The following is a 16,133-nucleotide window of genomic DNA, read 5'->3' as shown; positions in this document are numbered from 1 at the left end:
TTCAGATCTCGGATGCATTAATGATTGGTTTTGCTTATGATCGAGAAACGACAGAGTTAGGTCAGAGTCAATTTAATGATGGGAGTTATGAGGTATTTCTCAGATTCGAACTCTTCAAAAAATACAATAGAATGCTAACACCTCGCTTCTTTTAATAACTATTTAAGATGTTAGGCCTTCAAAAAAATGATTAGAACCATATTAAAACCTAGTTTTTAGAATTAAATAAAAACGAAAAACTATGAATTTTACCAAATACTTTATAAATATTTCCTTAAGTATATTGTTGTCGGGGATTGCGTTTTCCCAGGAAAAGCGAATGGCTAAAGCTGATGAAAGCTTTAATCGTTATGCCTTTGTTGATGCCCGTAAAATATATCTTCAAGTTGCAGAAAGTGGTTATGAATCGGCAGATTTGTTTAAAAAACTAGGAGACTCTTATTATTTTAATGCCCGGTTAGAGGATGCAATTCCTTGGTATGAAAAGTTAACTACTAAGTATGCAGATGATATTGATCCTGAATATTTATTTAGATATTCTCAAAGCTTAAAAAGTATTCAACGATACGAGGAAGCAGATAAGATAATGGAGCAATTTAATACGATTACTGGTAATGATCAAAGGGCAGAATTCTTTATGAATACCAGAGATTATTTAAAATTTATTGAAATGCAATCGGGTAAGTTTAGATTATTAAAATTAAGTATAAACTCTAAATATTCTGATTATGCACCCAGTTTTAATAACCAGGGAGAGTTGATATTTGCATCTTCGAGAAAAGGAGGAAGTGGAATGAGTAAGGTTGTTCATGAATGGGATGAAATGCCATTTCTAGACCTGTTTTCTTCAACGATTATTGAATCTAATGGAATTTTGCAAACACCCAAAAAGTTAAAAGGGAAAATAAATACAAAGTTTCACGAATCCTCTACTTCATTTAGTAGTGATGGACAAACAGTATATTTTACTAGAAATAATTATATCAAAAGAAAATTAGGTTCTAATGTAGAGGGGACTATTTTATTAAAAATATATAGAGCAACACTCGAGAATGATAAATGGATAAACATAGAAGAGTTACCTTTCAATAGCAATGAATATTCTATAGCCCACCCTGCATTGAGTTCAGATGGGACCAAGCTTTATTTTGCAAGTGATATGCCTGATAGTAGAGGGCTTTCTGATTTATATGTTATTGATATACATGAAGATGGTACTTTTGGTGAACCCAAAAATCTGGGAGATAAAATTAATACAGAAGGAAGAGAAACTTTTCCATACGTTAGTGATTCGGGACGATTGTATTTTGCTAGTGATGGACATATTGGTTTAGGAGGATTAGATATTTTTGTAACTGTTCCCGAGGAATTAGGAGAGTTTTCTATACCTTATAATGTAGGTAAACCAGTAAATAGCTCTGAAGACGATTTTACCTTCGTATTGAATGAAAACACAAAAATTGGATATTTCTCAAGCAATCGAGCTGGAGGAAAAGGAAACGATGATATCTATAGCTTTAAACAAACAGAAGAATTAATTACTAAATGTAATCAATATGTTGCCGGAGTAGTTACTGATGCAAGTTCTAGAGAAGTTTTGGTAGATGCCGAAGTATTTTTATTAGATGATACCAATAACGAATTACAACGTACAGTTACAGATTCGAAGGGGAGATATAGGTTTGATCTCGAGTGTGATACTTCCTATATTGTTAGAGCAAATAAGATAGGGTATGGCCCTACAGAAGCACTTCTTACTGCAAATAATATATTAGAACATAAGCATGACTTAGCGCTACAACTTAGCAAAGGTGGATTAGCCGAAAAAGAAGTGAAACCAGGTGATGATTTGGCTAAGCTATTGGATCTGGAGATTATATATTTTGATTTAGATAAATCTTTTATAAGGCCAGATGCAGAAATAGAATTACAAAAAATTATTGCAACACTTAACGAATACCCCAATTTAAAGATTGATGTTCGATCTCATACAGACAGTAGGGCAGATGATGATTATAATATGTATTTAAGTGAACGCAGAGCAAAAAGCACGATTAAGTATATAGTCGAAAAAGGTAAGATAGATAAATCTCGCGTAACGGGTAGAGGATATGGTGAAACTGCGCTTATTAATAAATGTGCAGATGGAGTACCATGTAGTGATAAAGAACATCAACTTAACCGCAGAAGCGAATTTATTATACTACAATAATGATCGTACAGAAAACGTTTTGGCTTTGATATTGATTTCATATATCTTTGCTATCCTAAATTTTATCTGTTGTAGTTATAGTTTTTATTACTGCAATATTTCAACACAAAATAACACAAATTATAATGGAAAAAGCTCAAGAATGGTTCAATTACGGTATTGAACTTGCAAAAGAATTTGGCCCTAAACTCATTACAGCCATCCTTATTTATATTATAGGATCATGGGTTATTAAGAAATTAATTAACAGTGTTAGGCAGATGATGTCTAAAAGTAAGTATGATGAATCTTTACAAAAGTTTTTATTAAACTTATTGACCTGGTCCCTAAAAGTATTCCTCATCATTCTCGTAATTTCAAGATTAGGTGTCGATGTCACTACTTTTGCTGCTGTAATTGCTGCAGCTGGTTTGGCAGTTGGTTTAGCACTACAAGGATCTTTATCTAATTTTGCAGGAGGAGTGCTTATTATGATTTTTAGACCATACAAAATAGGAGACGTTATAGAGGCGCAAGGCGTATTGGGTGTAGTTAAGGAAATTGAAATTTTTACAACAAAATTGACTACTCCTCAAAATAAGTTAGCTATCGTCCCTAATGGAGCAATGGCAAATGGAAATATCATTAACTATACGGCAGAAGGAATGATGAGAGTAGATATCACAATAGGTATAGGTTATGATGAAAATATAAAAAATGCAAAAGATGTATTACTAGGAGTTTTAACATCAAACCCTAAGATAATGAAAGATCCTGCACCTTCTGTAAATGTTAGCCAATTAGGAGAAAGCTCTGTCGATTTGGCTGTTCGTCCTTACTGCACTCCAGAAGATTATTGGGATGTGTATTTTACTACATTAGAAAACTGTAAACAAGCTCTTGATGATGCAGGTATTGAAATTCCTTATCCACACTCAGTAGAAATTCATAAAGAAAGCTAATCGTATAAAATAAATTGAAATTAAAAATCACTTTCTATTTTCTATGGAAAGTGATTTTTTTTGTAAACTGCTTAAATTTAGTAGGTTAAAAATATCAGAGTTCAGGATGATAATATAATAACCTAAACCTATTATCTATTTTAGTATTGAAAAATGAGATCTATACTTTTATCTTGATAAAAAATTACAGTTTACCTATCTATAATTGACGTTTTTTCAACAATCCAAAAACAGTTAAAAAGCATAATACATCGGTTTAAAAGCTATTTTTTGATATTTTTTATAGAATATTCCTACTTTTTTAAAGAATTTATAATATTTTGCATAGCTCATTTTGTGTGCTAAATACTTGATAGTTAGGTTTTTATGATTTTTTGGATTGACGGAAATGTTAATTTTGTTTATTATTTTTAAAATATGATTAGACATTTATTTTTTTATGGTAAAACCGGAATAATTATGTGGTGTTTCAGTGTTCTGTTTTAACAAATAGTAACTATCTTTAAGTATTGTTTTTAAGCAAAACATAATGTAATAATTACAGGATAAAAAACTTATTTTCTTACCCCTCCCTGAGTTTTATATTCGATATTGTTTTGTAAAAGGATATGTAGTTTTTCATCTAAGTGGTAGTAATATACTTTTATGAAGAAATGAACATTTTTATTGTCAAATTGCATTAATAATAAAATAATAATACTATAAAATCAAAAACTTCTGTTTTTGAAGGTATTTTGAGTGTAGTACTAAAATAAAGAGTAATAAATAAATGTGTAAAAACTGTAGATTTTTAATGTTAGTTTCTTTTATAAATATGGAGCATTAAAAATTAAGGTTAAGACAAAAACAACCCCGCGATTGTGAAACTTTGGCGAGCCAACAAAAGCAGGGTCTGAATAGCGATTAATTTAAAATAAATCAATCATTATGAGTGGACTATTATTTCATGCGTCTATAAATTGTCAATTTCCATTTTCAATTGACAGGATGCTTCTTTCCCTTAAGGAAAAACAAATATTGTTTTTCTCTTCTTTTCGAAGGGTGAAATATAGTAATTCTTTATCTTTTTTACGGACTTACCGTACATTTTTTATCACTTTCTTAACACGATATACTACCAGAAAAACTAGTGCTTTATCTGTAGTTAATCTTGTGTTAGAATTTAATGTACACAGCTACAAGTTGTTAAGATCTTTCTTGATATTTATTTACGACGCTATACAGTATAATGATGCCAAATTTTATTTCGGTCATAGCTATGCTAATACTGAAATTAATGACTATAAATTACATAACAACAATATAATAAAGTATAAATTAAAAAATAATGAAAAAGAAAAATTAGACTAATTATGATACGAATAATTAGTCTGTAAGAAACATTTTGACAATGTGTTTACTTAAACCTTCCGTTTTTAGGGGTAATTTCGGGAGGTTTTTTTTGTCTAAAAAAGTTTAAATAGTAATTAGTTGTGAAAATAATATTTGATAGGTGATATCAAATTTTAAGTGTTTTTTAAATCCGAATTATGCACATACAAGAGCTTTGTTGTAATAAGCCATAAATATTGCAATGCAGAAAACTATGGTGCATATGTTTAAGTTAAATTAAGTAGATTGTAAAAGGGCTGTCTGATATCATAACTGGCAGCTCTTTTTTATTAAAAATAATCGATGTTTTTATATTTTAGCAATTATGATAGATATAAAACTTCTCGAATACTTAGAATCATTTCTTACTCCAAGACGACAAGGTTTAAATAAAAAAGTTTTGGAACAACGTACAAATCATTTTACGGTAGCAGTCGAAGATGTGTATCAATTGCATAACACAAGTGCGGTGATACGCAGTTGTGATGTATTTGGAGTTCAAAATGTACATGTAATTGAAGAGGTAAATGCAAAACGTATAGACCGTGAAATTGCAATGGGTGCTCAGAAATGGGTAGATATTAATCGATATTCTACTACCAAAGAATGTCTGGCTACACTACAAAAAAAGGGATATCAAATCGTTGCAACTACTCCGCATGATGATTCTAAAGTTTTACAGGATTTTGATATTGATAAACCAGCTGCATTTTTTTTTGGAAGAGAACAGCAAGGGTTAAGTGATCAGGTTTTGGAAGCGGCAGATGCCAAGTTACATATCCCAATGGTTGGATTTACAGAAAGCCTTAATATTTCGGTTTCGGCTGCAATAATACTACAACATGTTACATCTAAACTTAAAGAAACAAATAGCAATTGGCAATTATCTGAAGAGGAAAAATTAGAAAAACGAATGGAATGGGCAAAGAAAGTGATTAAAAGCCATGAACAAATTATTGCACGATATCATGAGAATGAGTAACTTTCTAACATCTAACATCTAACATCTAACATCTAACATCTAACATCTAACATCTAACATCTAACATCTAACATCTAACATCTAACATCTAACATCTAATATTATGGTTACTTGGTTCGAAATTCCGGTTATAGATATGAAGAGAGCTAAAGCTTTTTATGAAAAAGTTTTTGATATAGAAATTAGCCTTCATGATATGGAAGGTGTACAAATGGGATGGTTTCCTAATCAAAATCAGGCAGGAATTGCTACCGGAACATTGATCTATGCTGGAGAACATTATAAACCTAGTGAAGATGGAGTTTTGGTATACTTTTCTTGTGATAATGTTGCTAATGAAATGAGTAGGGTAGCTGATGCAGGAGGGAAAGTAGTTTTAGACAAAAAGCAAATCTCTGAAGAACATGGGTATATGGCGTATTTTGTAGACTCAGAAGGAAACCGAATTGCGTTGCATTCATTACGTTGATTATACTATAACTCTTCTTATATGTAGATTACTTACTTTCTGTCTAGTATTTTGTATTCCTCATAACATTCACTTATGGCATCGAGGATTTGAAGATCATTTGCGAATTTTATAAAATCAACAGAATAATTGCAATTACGTAAAATCTCATCTATATCTAGCCGTCCTACTTGTAGAAGAGCCATTAAGGTAGCACGATCAAATTTGGTCTCCAAAAGGTTTCTAATCTCATCGTCTTTTTTCATTTTACGTAATTTCCTTAACTCTTTTGAGCGTTTGCTAAATATATTATATAAAAAATCGGCAGGATTAAAGATAGCACCTAACACCTTGTTTACGGCACCAGGTTGTTTATTACCACCTTCATAACCAGAGTTTAGTCCAGAAATACTATATCTGTAATTATTATAAACAGGAATTCTTTTAGCATCAATCTCAAGGTAACCTGTAAGTTGTACATCGGCAACGACTACCTCTTCTAGTGCAATTCCCAGCTCGGTCATCTTAATCTTAACTTCTCCAAACTTAACCCAATCGTTAGTTACTCTAACCTGTAATGGTTTATACCCAATATAAGAGAAATATAGAGTGTCATTTACTTTTGCAGGAATATTAAAATCTCCCTTTTCATTAGTAATTGTTCCTATGACTTGACTAAGATTAACGATATGAACATTTTCTAGTATCTGATCATTAGCAGCATTTAATACTTTTCCTGATACAGTACTTGAATCATTCTCCTGAGCATAAGTAGTTATACCTGCTAATAGGGCTATGTAAAATAATACTCTCTTCATGTATATAATATGACGTTCAATTTTAATTAATATAACATAAAAATCGCGCCAAAAATCATATTTATTTGTTAAGTTCTTATATTCAGTGATTTACTAAAACGTAATTTTTGAATATATTAAGGACAAAACCTCTGATTTATCTACGATCACTACGTTTTCTACGATCTCTTTTTCGATTACCTCCGCTACCTCTATCTTCTTTTGAATCAAAACGTTTTTTACCTTTAGGTTTAAATCCGTCGCTTCTACGTTTTCCTTTAAAACCACCACCATCATTATCACGACGACGTCTTCCTCCTCTACGGCCAGAATCTTTAGAGATTTCTACATTAACTTTTCTCCCTTCCATTCTGAAATCTTCAAAAACCTGAAGAACTCGTTCCTGATGTTCAGTATTGGTATTGAAAAAAGAAAAACTTTCTTTTACATCTACTCGGCTTAAAGAATCGCTTCCTAGTTCTAATACTTCTTTCAGGAAATCCTTTAAAGTCATCCAGTCAAATCCATCTTTTTCTCCTACATTAATAAAGTAACGTGTACTATTACCTCTGCTAGAATCATTATCTCTTTCATTTACAGCATTTAGATCCCTTGATTTTTTATAGTAATTATGGAAGCGAGAAAATTCTACCGAAAAGAATTTTTTGATTAATTCTTCTTTTGAAAATTCTTCTAATACCTCATTAATAGATGGTAAGTAACTATCGATTTCGTGATTTATTTCAGCTTTTCCGATGTCACTGGCCAAATGAAATAATTGAACCTGACATATTTCTTCACCACTAGGAATTTCTTTTTTCTCAAAGCTTTTCTTAATGATTCGTTCTACAGATTTAATTTTTCTAACTTCGCTTTTGGACACGATAACCATAGAAACACCACTTTTTCCAGCACGTCCCGTTCTTCCACTTCTATGTGTATACGTTTCTATCTCATCAGGAAGTTGATAATTAATTACATGGGTAACATCATCAACATCAATACCACGTGCAGCTACATCTGTAGCAACTAACATTTGTATTTGGCGATTTCTAAAGCTTTTCATTACCAAATCACGTTGATTTTGACTTAAATCACCGTGTAATGCTGCTGCATTATATCCATCACCAATCAGGTTTTCTGCTACTTTTTGAGTATCTCGTTTGGTACGGCAAAAAATTACAGAAAAGATATCAGGATTAGCATCTGCCAGTCGTTTCAAAGCAGCATATCGATCACGAGAATTTACTACATAATATTCATGAGAAACGTTTTTAGAACCAGTGTTTTTATGCCCTACAGTAATTTCTATAGGAGTTTGCATAAATCGTTTTGCGATGGTAGAAACTTCTTTTGGCATTGTTGCAGAGAATAGCCAGGTATTTTTATCTTCCGGAGTATGAGACAAAATGGTATTGATGTCTTCATAAAACCCCATATTTAGCATCTCATCAGCTTCATCTAATACACAATAACTAATATTGGTAATGTCTACCATTTTACGGTTGATCATATCCTGCATTCTTCCAGGAGTTGCCACTACAATTTGGGCACCACGTTTTATTTGTTTTGCCTGATCTGTTATACTTGCTCCACCATAAATTGCTACAGTGTGCAATCCAGGAATATATTTAGAGTAGTTTTTAAGTTCGTTAGTAATTTGTAAACAAAGTTCGCGAGTAGGAGAGAGTATTAATCCTTGTGTAATCCTGCTACTGCTATCAATTTTTTCGATTAATGGAAAACCGAAAGCTGCTGTTTTTCCTGTACCAGTTTGTGCTAAAGCAACAATATCTGTATCTTCCTTTAATAAAATAGGGATTGCCTTTTCCTGTACTTCACTTGGGGTTTCGAAACCCATATCATTCACCGCCTTAATAATGGCTTCACCAAGACCTAACGCTTCAAATTTATTCATATAGCTAAAAATAAGCCGCAAAGGTACGGTTTATTATCTGTCTATTACAATAACGAGTAACTTATTATAGTGTTGCAGAAATTTATCGAAGAATGAATCTTTTTAGTATCAGAAAAATAAAATAAAAAGATCAACGTCTAACTTGCATATCATTGTTTTTTTAAGGAAACACTATGGTTTTTTTATAACTTCAATTTCAAAAAGTTTATTCCAGTTTTTACCAGTGACAAATAACCGTTTGGTATTTGCATTATACGCGATACCATTTAAAACATCTAGTTTTTCATGTTGCGCTACTTTTTTACGAAGACCACTAAGATTAATAACCGCTTCTAAAGCACCACTGTCAGGATTAATTATGGCAATCCCATCCTTTTGCCAGGTATTGGCATAAATTTTTCCGTCAACCCATTCTAATTCATTAAATCTGGATTTGACACCTTTGTTTGTAGTAACTTCTATATAATCCTTTTCTGCAAGGGTATTAGGATCGAGTATCCAGATTTTTTCTGTGCCATCGCTTTTATAGATATGATTTCCATTATTACATAATCCCCAACCTTCTTTACTTTGGTTATATGCAAAACTTCCGGTTTTTTCTAAAGTATTTAGGTCATAGATAAATCCTTCTTTAGATGTCCAGGTTAGTTGAAATATTTTACCATTCATAATGGTAATTCCTTCTGCAAAATATTCCTTTGGTATATCCTTTTTTACAAGAATTTCTCCGGTTTTATAGTTAAGTTTCCTTAAAGAGGATATTCCTTTTTTACCAGTACTTTCATATAGCGTATCCCCAAAAAATTCTAACCCCTGGGTAAAGGCTTCTTTATCATGAGGGTATTCTGCAATAATTTTGTAGGAATATAATTTTGGAGATATATTATTAAGAAAAGCAATCTTTTTGGTTATGGTATCTATATTTCCATCATAAAAGACTTGAGCCGTTAAGATGTGATTTCCTAGTTTTTCATCATCAATCTTTTCTTCATAACTGAAATCTTTTTTAGAAGCTACTTTTTTATTATCTAAAAGAAAAGTGACAGAATCAATTTTTATATTTTGAGCATTAATAATGTTTGCTTTTATCGTCTCACCCAGCTTAAATTTAGTTTTATTATCCTCAATTTTGATAGAAAAATATTTTTTTCGCTTATCCTGATTACTTCCACAAGAAAAACTAAGTATGCTTAAAATAATGATGACGAAGGAGTTATGGATCTTCATTGTGATAATTAAATTTTAAGCAAGATATTTATTTTAATTGGGTTTAAAAAATCATTGTTTTATATCCTAAAGATTGTATCTTTGCAGCGGCAAGTCCTACACAACTAGCTCCTGTTGAATCCTCCAGGGCGGGAACGCAGCAAAGGTAGACGGTTGTAGCAGTGTGATGTAGGTAGCTTGCCTTTTTTTGTACCTTAATTTTTGATGTAATTTAAATACTATTAATACCTAAATTACCATCATTTGTTTCCTGCCATTTTATATTTTTGAGATTAGTAGATCGTTAATCAGAATTGTATATTTGCGATTATGAGCACAAATCAAAAAGATACTGTAGTTTTAATTACAGGAGGGTCTTCTGGGATAGGAAAATCAATAGGAATATTTTTGGCACAAAAAGGATATATTGTATACGGTACAAGCCGTAATCCATCTCGATTTCCTGATTTTGAGTTTTTTACACTTTTAGAGTTAGATGTAGCAGATACGAACAGTATCAATTCTGCTATTACAACTATAGAACAAAAGCATGGAAGATTAGATGTATTAATTAATAATGCCGGAGCTGGTATTACCGGGCCAATAGAAGAAATTCCTAATGAAGAAATAGTAAGAAATTTCACTACAAATTATTTTGGCCCAATCAATGTTACCAAAGCGGTTTTGCCAGTAATGCGAAAACAGGGAAGTGGATTAATTATTAATATCACTTCTATCGCGGGATATATGGGATTACCGTATAGAGGGATTTATAGTGCTTCTAAAGCTGCATTAGAGATGACTACAGAAGCCTGGCGAATGGAATTGAAAGATTTCAATATTAGAATGACTAATATAGCTCCCGGGGATTTTGCAACCAATATTGCTGCAGGACGCTATCATGCTCCCGTTATTAAAAATTCTCCATATGAAAAACCATATGGAGATACATTAAAACTAATGGATAGCCATGTAGATTCGGGTAATGATCCTTTAGAAATGGCCGAAGCAGTTTTTAAGATTATAAAAACTAAAAAACCAAAAGTACATTATAAAGTAGGAGCGTTTATGCAAAAGTTTTCTATTGTGCTAAAACGAATATTACCAGATAGAATGTATGAGAAAATGCTGATGAATCATTATAAATTATAATTTATAGTTCTGTAATTAAATATAGAAGCGTTATGAATTCGACAGATGAAAGATATTTTTTTTAATTAACAAAAAGATTTTATTGGCCTACAACGATTATTTTTATATTCGCGATCTATAAAAAGCGCAAAATTTAAACACAACAATTTTAAAAACAATACTATGAAATTTTTTATTGATACTGCAAATCTTGATCAGATTAAGGAAGCACAAGATTTAGGAGTTCTTGATGGAGTAACTACAAATCCGTCTTTAATGGCTAAAGAAGGTATCACGGGTAAAGAAAATATTATTAATCACTATAAAAAGATATGTGAAATCGTAACCGGAGATGTAAGTGCAGAAGTAATTTCTACAGATTTTGATGGTATTATTAAAGAAGGAGAAGAGCTGGCTAAACTTCATGATCAAATTATTGTAAAAGTACCAATGATCAAAGATGGTGTAAAAGCAATCAAATACTTTAGTGATAAAGGAATTAAAACCAATTGTACTTTGGTATTTTCTGCTGGGCAGGCCTTACTTGCTGCTAAAGCTGGAGCTACCTATGTCTCTCCGTTTATTGGTAGATTAGATGATATTTCTACAGATGGACTTAATCTTATTGCAGAGATAAGATTGATTTATGATAATTATGGATTTGACACACAAATTTTGGCAGCTTCAGTAAGACATACAATGCATGTAATTGATTGTGCTAAGATCGGCGCAGATGTAATGACAGGGCCTCTTTCTTCTATAGAAGGATTACTGAAACATCCATTAACAGATATTGGTCTTGCTAAGTTTCTTGCAGATTATAAAAAAGGAAACTAGTGTAATTTTCCTAACATATAAAGTTTTAGAAAAGCTACTCTATCGAGTGGCTTTTTAATTTTCTAAACTTGCTAATTGTGTGTATTGCATAAGCTGTTTCTCAAAAACAGATGCGAACAAATCTGTACTCGGATTTATTATCTTACCATCTTGGTCTACAAGAATAACTTTATTTCGATAGTGAATTACCAATTCTTCTGAAGAACATTTTGGATGTTTAAACTCGTATTCATTATCCAAATTATAATGATGTCTTTTTATAGTTTTTAGCCAGTTTTTTGTTTGATCAGGATCGATGTTTACAGCGATAAAATCAATACCAGGGTATAAAGAGCTAAGATAGGTTGCTTTTTCATGGGCCTTTACATAATGATCTTTACTTTCTATCGACCAGAAATACAAGGCAGTAATCGGTTTGTTAAAAAGTGACGACAATTTCACGGTTTCCCCTTTTGAAGTAATTAAGTCCTGATCAGGAATAACTTTATTGGGTCTTAATTTTGAAATATGTCTGGCAAGTTTTTTTAATTCTTTTTGTGATCGATTATTAGTACTTACAGAAAGGTAATGTTTTAAAGCTATGTTTGATTCTTTATTATTTTTACTATCATCGAGTAAAAAACGAATTGTAGACCTCCTTAATAAGTTGTTTTTAATATATGAATGCTCTACAACATTGTTAATTAAATCCAGTTTGTAAATAAAGCTCTCTAAGTTATTGTTGTGTTGTAATCGATTATCATTATTAGAAATAGAAGCATTAGTGAAGTAGCAATTTAAAAACCAATTATAAGAATATAGTCTTTTTAATTCATCATCATTAAAATCAATCTGGTTTCTATAATTAAAAAAAGAGGCAGATAATTCTTTAGTTGCATCAGGACCTCCCATTTTATAACGACTGGTAAAATAGAACTCATGTCTCATGTAGTATTCAAATATGAAACTAGCTTGAGTAAGTTTTTTTGCCAAATTACTCAACTCATTTTTGTTGATTAACTTTTCAAAAGTATCCGATTTTATGTTTAGTAAAGAATCCTGCTTTTTTTTGAAATACGAAGCAGACTGCATGAAGCCTGTTCTTTTTAAATGTTCCCTCTCAATTTCGTTTTGTAAAAACAAATCGATTAAAAAATTATTTTTTCCAGAACCCTTACCAGTAAAAACTAGAGATTCGTCAAACTCTAAAGTATTTAAGCGAATTAATACACTATCTCCTTTCTCAAGAAGTACCACCTGATATTCTGGATTATGTTTAAAAGAATACAATCCATCTTCTAAATTCTCTATTTTGTGTAGGAATCTATTATTTTTATCTAATTGTATTGTATCTCTATAATCGTAACCTTTGGATAAAATAACATAGTTTGTATTAGGATTTACGATTTCACCACCAAAATAAGTATACTCTTTATTGTCTTTTTCAGAAGAACCACAACTACATACAAAGCATGATAAAAAAGAAACGTGAATAAAATATCTTAGTACTGAAAATTGCATTTTTGGCGCTATAAAATTAACTTACTCTGTGTCCAAAAATAAAGGGAAACACCTATTACGGTTGTTAATTATAAGTTAATTCTATGCATATTAACGAATTGAGCTATTAAAATTTTTTAATTCTTGGGTTTTTGATGATAAATAAACTACAAGATAAACCTCTAAATTAATGATAGATTGTTTCAGGTTCTGAATCCATTTTTCTACTTTTGCCGCAAATTTAAACCTTACAATTTTTCATACTCATGCTATCAGTTTCTAATCTTTCTGTTCAATTTGGTAAAAGAATACTTTTTGATGAAGTAAATACTTCTTTTACACAAGGTAATTGCTATGGTATTATTGGTGCCAATGGCGCTGGGAAATCTACGTTTCTTAAAATTCTTTCTGGCGTGATGGAGCCTACATCGGGGCACGTACATCTAGAGCCAGGTAAACGAATGTCTGTTCTAGAACAGAACCATTACGCATATGATGAGTATACGGTATTAGAAGCAGTAATTATGGGGAATAAACCTCTCTATAAAATAAAGAAAGAAATAGATGCTCTCTATGCAGATTATACAGATGAAAATGCAGAGAAGATAGGGGAGTTGCAGGTACAGTTTGAAGAAATGAATGGCTGGAATGCTGATAGCGATGCAGCAGCAATGCTTTCTAACTTAGGTATCAAAGAAGAATTGCATTATACACAAATGTCTGATCTTGATACTAAACAACGAGTACGAGTATTGATAGCACAATGTTTGTTTGGTAATCCAGATGTTTTAATAATGGATGAGCCAACAAACGACTTAGATTATGAAACTATTTCATGGTTAGAAAGCTTTTTGGCAAACTTTGATAATACAGTTATTGTAGTATCTCACGACCGTCACTTTTTGGATGCCGTATGTACACATATTTCGGATATTGATTTTAGTAAGATTAATCATTACAGCGGTAATTATACGTTTTGGTACGAATCTTCTCAATTAGCTGCAAGACAAAGAGCCCAACAGAATAAAAAAGCGGAAGAGAAGAAAAAGGAATTACAAGAATTTATTGCGAGGTTTAGTGCAAACGTAGCAAAATCTAAACAAGCTACTTCCCGTAAAAAAATGATAGAAAAACTTAATATCGAAGATATTAAGCCATCAAGTCGTCGTTATCCTGCTATAATATTTGAAAGAGATAGAGAAGCAGGTGATCAAATCCTTAATGTAGAAGGGTTAGCCGCAAGCCAGGACGGGGATACATTATTTAAAGATATTGATATTAATTTAACCAAAGGAGATAAAGTTGTTATTTTCTCTAAAGACTCAAGAGCTACAACCGCATTTTATCAGGCACTAAATGATAAACAAAAAGTAGACTCTGGTAAATTTAACTGGGGGATTACTACTACACAATCGTATTTACCTGCAGATAATAGTGAATATTTTCAGAATGATCTTACACTAGTCGATTGGTTACGCCAATGGGCAACTACAGAAGAAGAAAGAGAAGAAGTATTTATTAGAGGGTTCTTAGGAAAAATGATTTTTAGTGGTGAGGAAGCATTAAAAAAATCAAATGTATTATCTGGAGGTGAAAAAGTTCGTTGTATGTTATCTAAAATGATGATGACAAGAGCAAATGTATTGATGCTGGATGAACCTACAAATCACCTTGATTTAGAATCAATTACTGCATTTAATAATTCATTGAAAAAATTTAAAGGTACAGTCTTATTTACTACTCATGATCACGAGTTTGCTCAAACTGTAGGTAACAGGGTAATAGAACTAACACCAAACGGAGTTATCGATCGTTATGCTACATTTGATGAGTATATGAGTGACCCAAAAATTAAAGAACTACGAGAAAAAATGTATGGTGTAAATGTTTAATTTTATTGCCAAAATCAGCAAGTAATAAATTAATTTTAGAGTTGTATCTTATAATTTTATAAATCTTTCCATATATAATATTCCCTAATAAGGAAATTTGGGAGTATAACTCTGTTTTGAAAAATCTAAAAGATAATTTCAAAAACACGAGATTAGCTCTACCTATAGCTTAAGTTAATGTGTAAATTAATAAAACCTTAAAACTTTAGTTGTGATCGTTTAGTAACATATCTGGATTTAAATAAAAAACCATCGTCCAGAAACTTTCTGTATGCATAAAACTAAGCTACATTTATTTTGTTAAATCAATAAGTAAGTTGTTGATTTTTAAAAAAATAAAAACTATTTTAGAGGTATGTTATGCGGTTGTCTTTTATTATTTATATAAAAGTATAAGCTTTCACCATATTCCTTCCCCAAAAGTCGAAAGTAATTACCGGTTTAACGTATAGTTAATGAAACTTTCACAAGCGATTTATAAAATAGTATCGATGTTATTGAGAAAAATTATAAGCATCTTTTTTTTTGGTTTAACCATATTTTCTTTTGCTCAGTGTAAAACTGTAGAAAATAAAACTACGCAAGATAAACCATCACATCAGCCCGTTACACCTATGAAAAATGATATGATTATTTCAAAACCAAACAGAAATAAGTTGATGGAACTTCATATTAAAAAGATAATAATGCCAGGAGATCCAGCTACTCATTTTGAATATACTGTATATAACGTTGTAACAAAAAATATTATAAAACAAGGCTATTTTAGAGGATCTAATGTTGATTGGAATGATGATACCTCTATAAAACTTGTTCCTTACATCGGGATGGAACAAAAACCGACTTCCGAAAATCCCGATGATCTACTCCCGTCAAAGACTCAAACACAAATAACAATTATTAATTTAAACAACTAACT

The 16,133-nt window shown here is 31.3% G+C and carries 12 protein-coding genes, 1 other RNA gene and 1 pseudogene; 10 read left to right on the top strand and 4 right to left on the bottom strand.

Features of this window, described 5'->3' with window-relative positions; all coding sequences use genetic code 11:
• From DK441_RS26975 to DK441_RS00750, 5 genes and pseudogenes are all read left to right on the top strand, one after another.
• Window positions 1-155 (top strand): annotated as a pseudogene (locus DK441_RS26975) (type IX secretion system membrane protein PorP/SprF); the annotation flags it as partial.
• Window positions 156-241: 86 nt separating this feature from the next.
• A complete protein-coding gene (locus DK441_RS00775) occupies window positions 242-2,212 on the top strand; it encodes an OmpA family protein (RefSeq protein ID WP_109097046.1) in 1,971 nt (656 codons plus the stop codon).
• Window positions 2,213-2,337: 125 nt separating this feature from the next.
• Complete coding sequence (locus DK441_RS00770; RefSeq protein WP_109097045.1) at window positions 2,338-3,153, top strand: mechanosensitive ion channel family protein; 816 nt, start codon at window positions 2,338-2,340, stop codon at window positions 3,151-3,153.
• A gap of 1,696 nt (window positions 3,154-4,849) precedes the next feature.
• Window positions 4,850-5,506 (top strand): RNA methyltransferase, encoded by a 657-nt coding sequence (locus DK441_RS00755; RefSeq protein WP_074410051.1) that lies wholly within the window; start codon window positions 4,850-4,852, stop codon window positions 5,504-5,506.
• A 103-nt stretch (window positions 5,507-5,609) separates the two neighbouring features.
• Window positions 5,610-5,975 carry a VOC family protein gene (locus DK441_RS00750; RefSeq protein WP_025667942.1) on the top strand — a complete coding sequence of 122 codons (366 nt, stop codon included), beginning with the start codon at window positions 5,610-5,612 and terminating at the stop codon, window positions 5,973-5,975.
• Window positions 5,976-6,007: 32 nt separating this feature from the next.
• Here DK441_RS00750 and DK441_RS00745 read toward each other — a convergent pair whose 3' ends face one another.
• From DK441_RS00745 to DK441_RS00735, 3 genes are all read right to left on the bottom strand, one after another.
• Entirely contained in the window at window positions 6,008-6,772 is a 765-nt protein-coding gene (locus DK441_RS00745; protein ID WP_025667943.1) for a carboxypeptidase-like regulatory domain-containing protein, read from the bottom strand.
• A gap of 136 nt (window positions 6,773-6,908) precedes the next feature.
• Window positions 6,909-8,669 (bottom strand): DEAD/DEAH box helicase, encoded by a 1,761-nt coding sequence (locus DK441_RS00740; RefSeq protein WP_109097042.1) that lies wholly within the window; start codon window positions 8,667-8,669, stop codon window positions 6,909-6,911.
• Between the two features lie 171 nt (window positions 8,670-8,840).
• Window positions 8,841-9,896, bottom strand: coding sequence for a glutaminyl-peptide cyclotransferase (locus DK441_RS00735; RefSeq protein ID WP_109097041.1), 1,056 nt, complete (start codon window positions 9,894-9,896; stop codon window positions 8,841-8,843).
• A gap of 87 nt (window positions 9,897-9,983) precedes the next feature.
• On the opposite strand from DK441_RS00735, the gene ffs reads away from it, so the two are divergent.
• The 3 genes from ffs to fsa all read left to right on the top strand — a co-directional run bounded on the left by ffs (window position 9,984) and on the right by fsa (window position 11,843).
• Window positions 9,984-10,082: signal recognition particle sRNA small type (gene ffs / locus DK441_RS00730), an RNA gene on the top strand.
• A 123-nt stretch (window positions 10,083-10,205) separates the two neighbouring features.
• Window positions 10,206-11,027, top strand: a complete 822-nt coding sequence (locus DK441_RS00725; RefSeq protein WP_109097040.1) for an SDR family oxidoreductase — start codon at window positions 10,206-10,208, stop codon at window positions 11,025-11,027.
• A gap of 162 nt (window positions 11,028-11,189) precedes the next feature.
• Complete coding sequence (gene fsa, locus DK441_RS00720) at window positions 11,190-11,843, top strand: fructose-6-phosphate aldolase (RefSeq protein ID WP_034247234.1); 654 nt, start codon at window positions 11,190-11,192, stop codon at window positions 11,841-11,843.
• A 54-nt stretch (window positions 11,844-11,897) separates the two neighbouring features.
• Here fsa and DK441_RS00715 read toward each other — a convergent pair whose 3' ends face one another.
• Complete coding sequence (locus tag DK441_RS00715) at window positions 11,898-13,343, bottom strand: hypothetical protein (RefSeq protein WP_109097039.1); 1,446 nt, start codon at window positions 13,341-13,343, stop codon at window positions 11,898-11,900.
• 245 nt (window positions 13,344-13,588) lie between these two features.
• On the opposite strand from DK441_RS00715, the gene DK441_RS00710 reads away from it, so the two are divergent.
• Window positions 13,589-15,214 carry an ABC-F family ATP-binding cassette domain-containing protein gene (locus DK441_RS00710; RefSeq protein ID WP_074410046.1) on the top strand — a complete coding sequence of 542 codons (1,626 nt, stop codon included), beginning with the start codon at window positions 13,589-13,591 and terminating at the stop codon, window positions 15,212-15,214.
• A 455-nt stretch (window positions 15,215-15,669) separates the two neighbouring features.
• Entirely contained in the window at window positions 15,670-16,131 is a 462-nt protein-coding gene (locus DK441_RS00705) for a hypothetical protein (protein ID WP_160111884.1), read from the top strand.
• The last annotated feature ends 2 nt before the right edge of the window (window positions 16,132-16,133 follow it).

The sequence above is a fragment of the Aquimarina sp. AU58 genome, assembly GCF_900312745.1.
GTDB lineage: Bacteria > Bacteroidota > Bacteroidia > Flavobacteriales > Flavobacteriaceae > Aquimarina > Aquimarina spinulae.
Note: the sequence above shows the minus strand (reverse complement) of the source record. Positions and strands in the feature narration are given on the sequence as shown.

What these genes read in the sequence shown, in the direction of transcription:
- DK441_RS00775 (WP_109097046.1), top strand. Translation starts at nt 242, where the DNA reads ATGAATTTTACCAAATACTTTATAAATATTTCCTTAAGTATATTGTTG.
- DK441_RS00770 (WP_109097045.1), top strand. Translation starts at nt 2,338, where the DNA reads ATGGAAAAAGCTCAAGAATGGTTCAATTACGGTATTGAACTTGCAAAA.
- DK441_RS00755 (WP_074410051.1), top strand. Translation starts at nt 4,850, where the DNA reads ATGATAGATATAAAACTTCTCGAATACTTAGAATCATTTCTTACTCCA.
- DK441_RS00750 (WP_025667942.1), top strand. Translation starts at nt 5,610, where the DNA reads ATGGTTACTTGGTTCGAAATTCCGGTTATAGATATGAAGAGAGCTAAA.
- DK441_RS00745 (WP_025667943.1), bottom strand. Translation starts at nt 6,772, where the DNA reads ATGAAGAGAGTATTATTTTACATAGCCCTATTAGCAGGTATAACTACT.
- DK441_RS00740 (WP_109097042.1), bottom strand. Translation starts at nt 8,669, where the DNA reads ATGAATAAATTTGAAGCGTTAGGTCTTGGTGAAGCCATTATTAAGGCG.
- DK441_RS00735 (WP_109097041.1), bottom strand. Translation starts at nt 9,896, where the DNA reads ATGAAGATCCATAACTCCTTCGTCATCATTATTTTAAGCATACTTAGT.
- DK441_RS00725 (WP_109097040.1), top strand. Translation starts at nt 10,206, where the DNA reads ATGAGCACAAATCAAAAAGATACTGTAGTTTTAATTACAGGAGGGTCT.
- fsa (WP_034247234.1), top strand. Translation starts at nt 11,190, where the DNA reads ATGAAATTTTTTATTGATACTGCAAATCTTGATCAGATTAAGGAAGCA.
- DK441_RS00715 (WP_109097039.1), bottom strand. Translation starts at nt 13,343, where the DNA reads ATGCAATTTTCAGTACTAAGATATTTTATTCACGTTTCTTTTTTATCA.
- DK441_RS00710 (WP_074410046.1), top strand. Translation starts at nt 13,589, where the DNA reads ATGCTATCAGTTTCTAATCTTTCTGTTCAATTTGGTAAAAGAATACTT.
- DK441_RS00705 (WP_160111884.1), top strand. Translation starts at nt 15,670, where the DNA reads ATGAAACTTTCACAAGCGATTTATAAAATAGTATCGATGTTATTGAGA.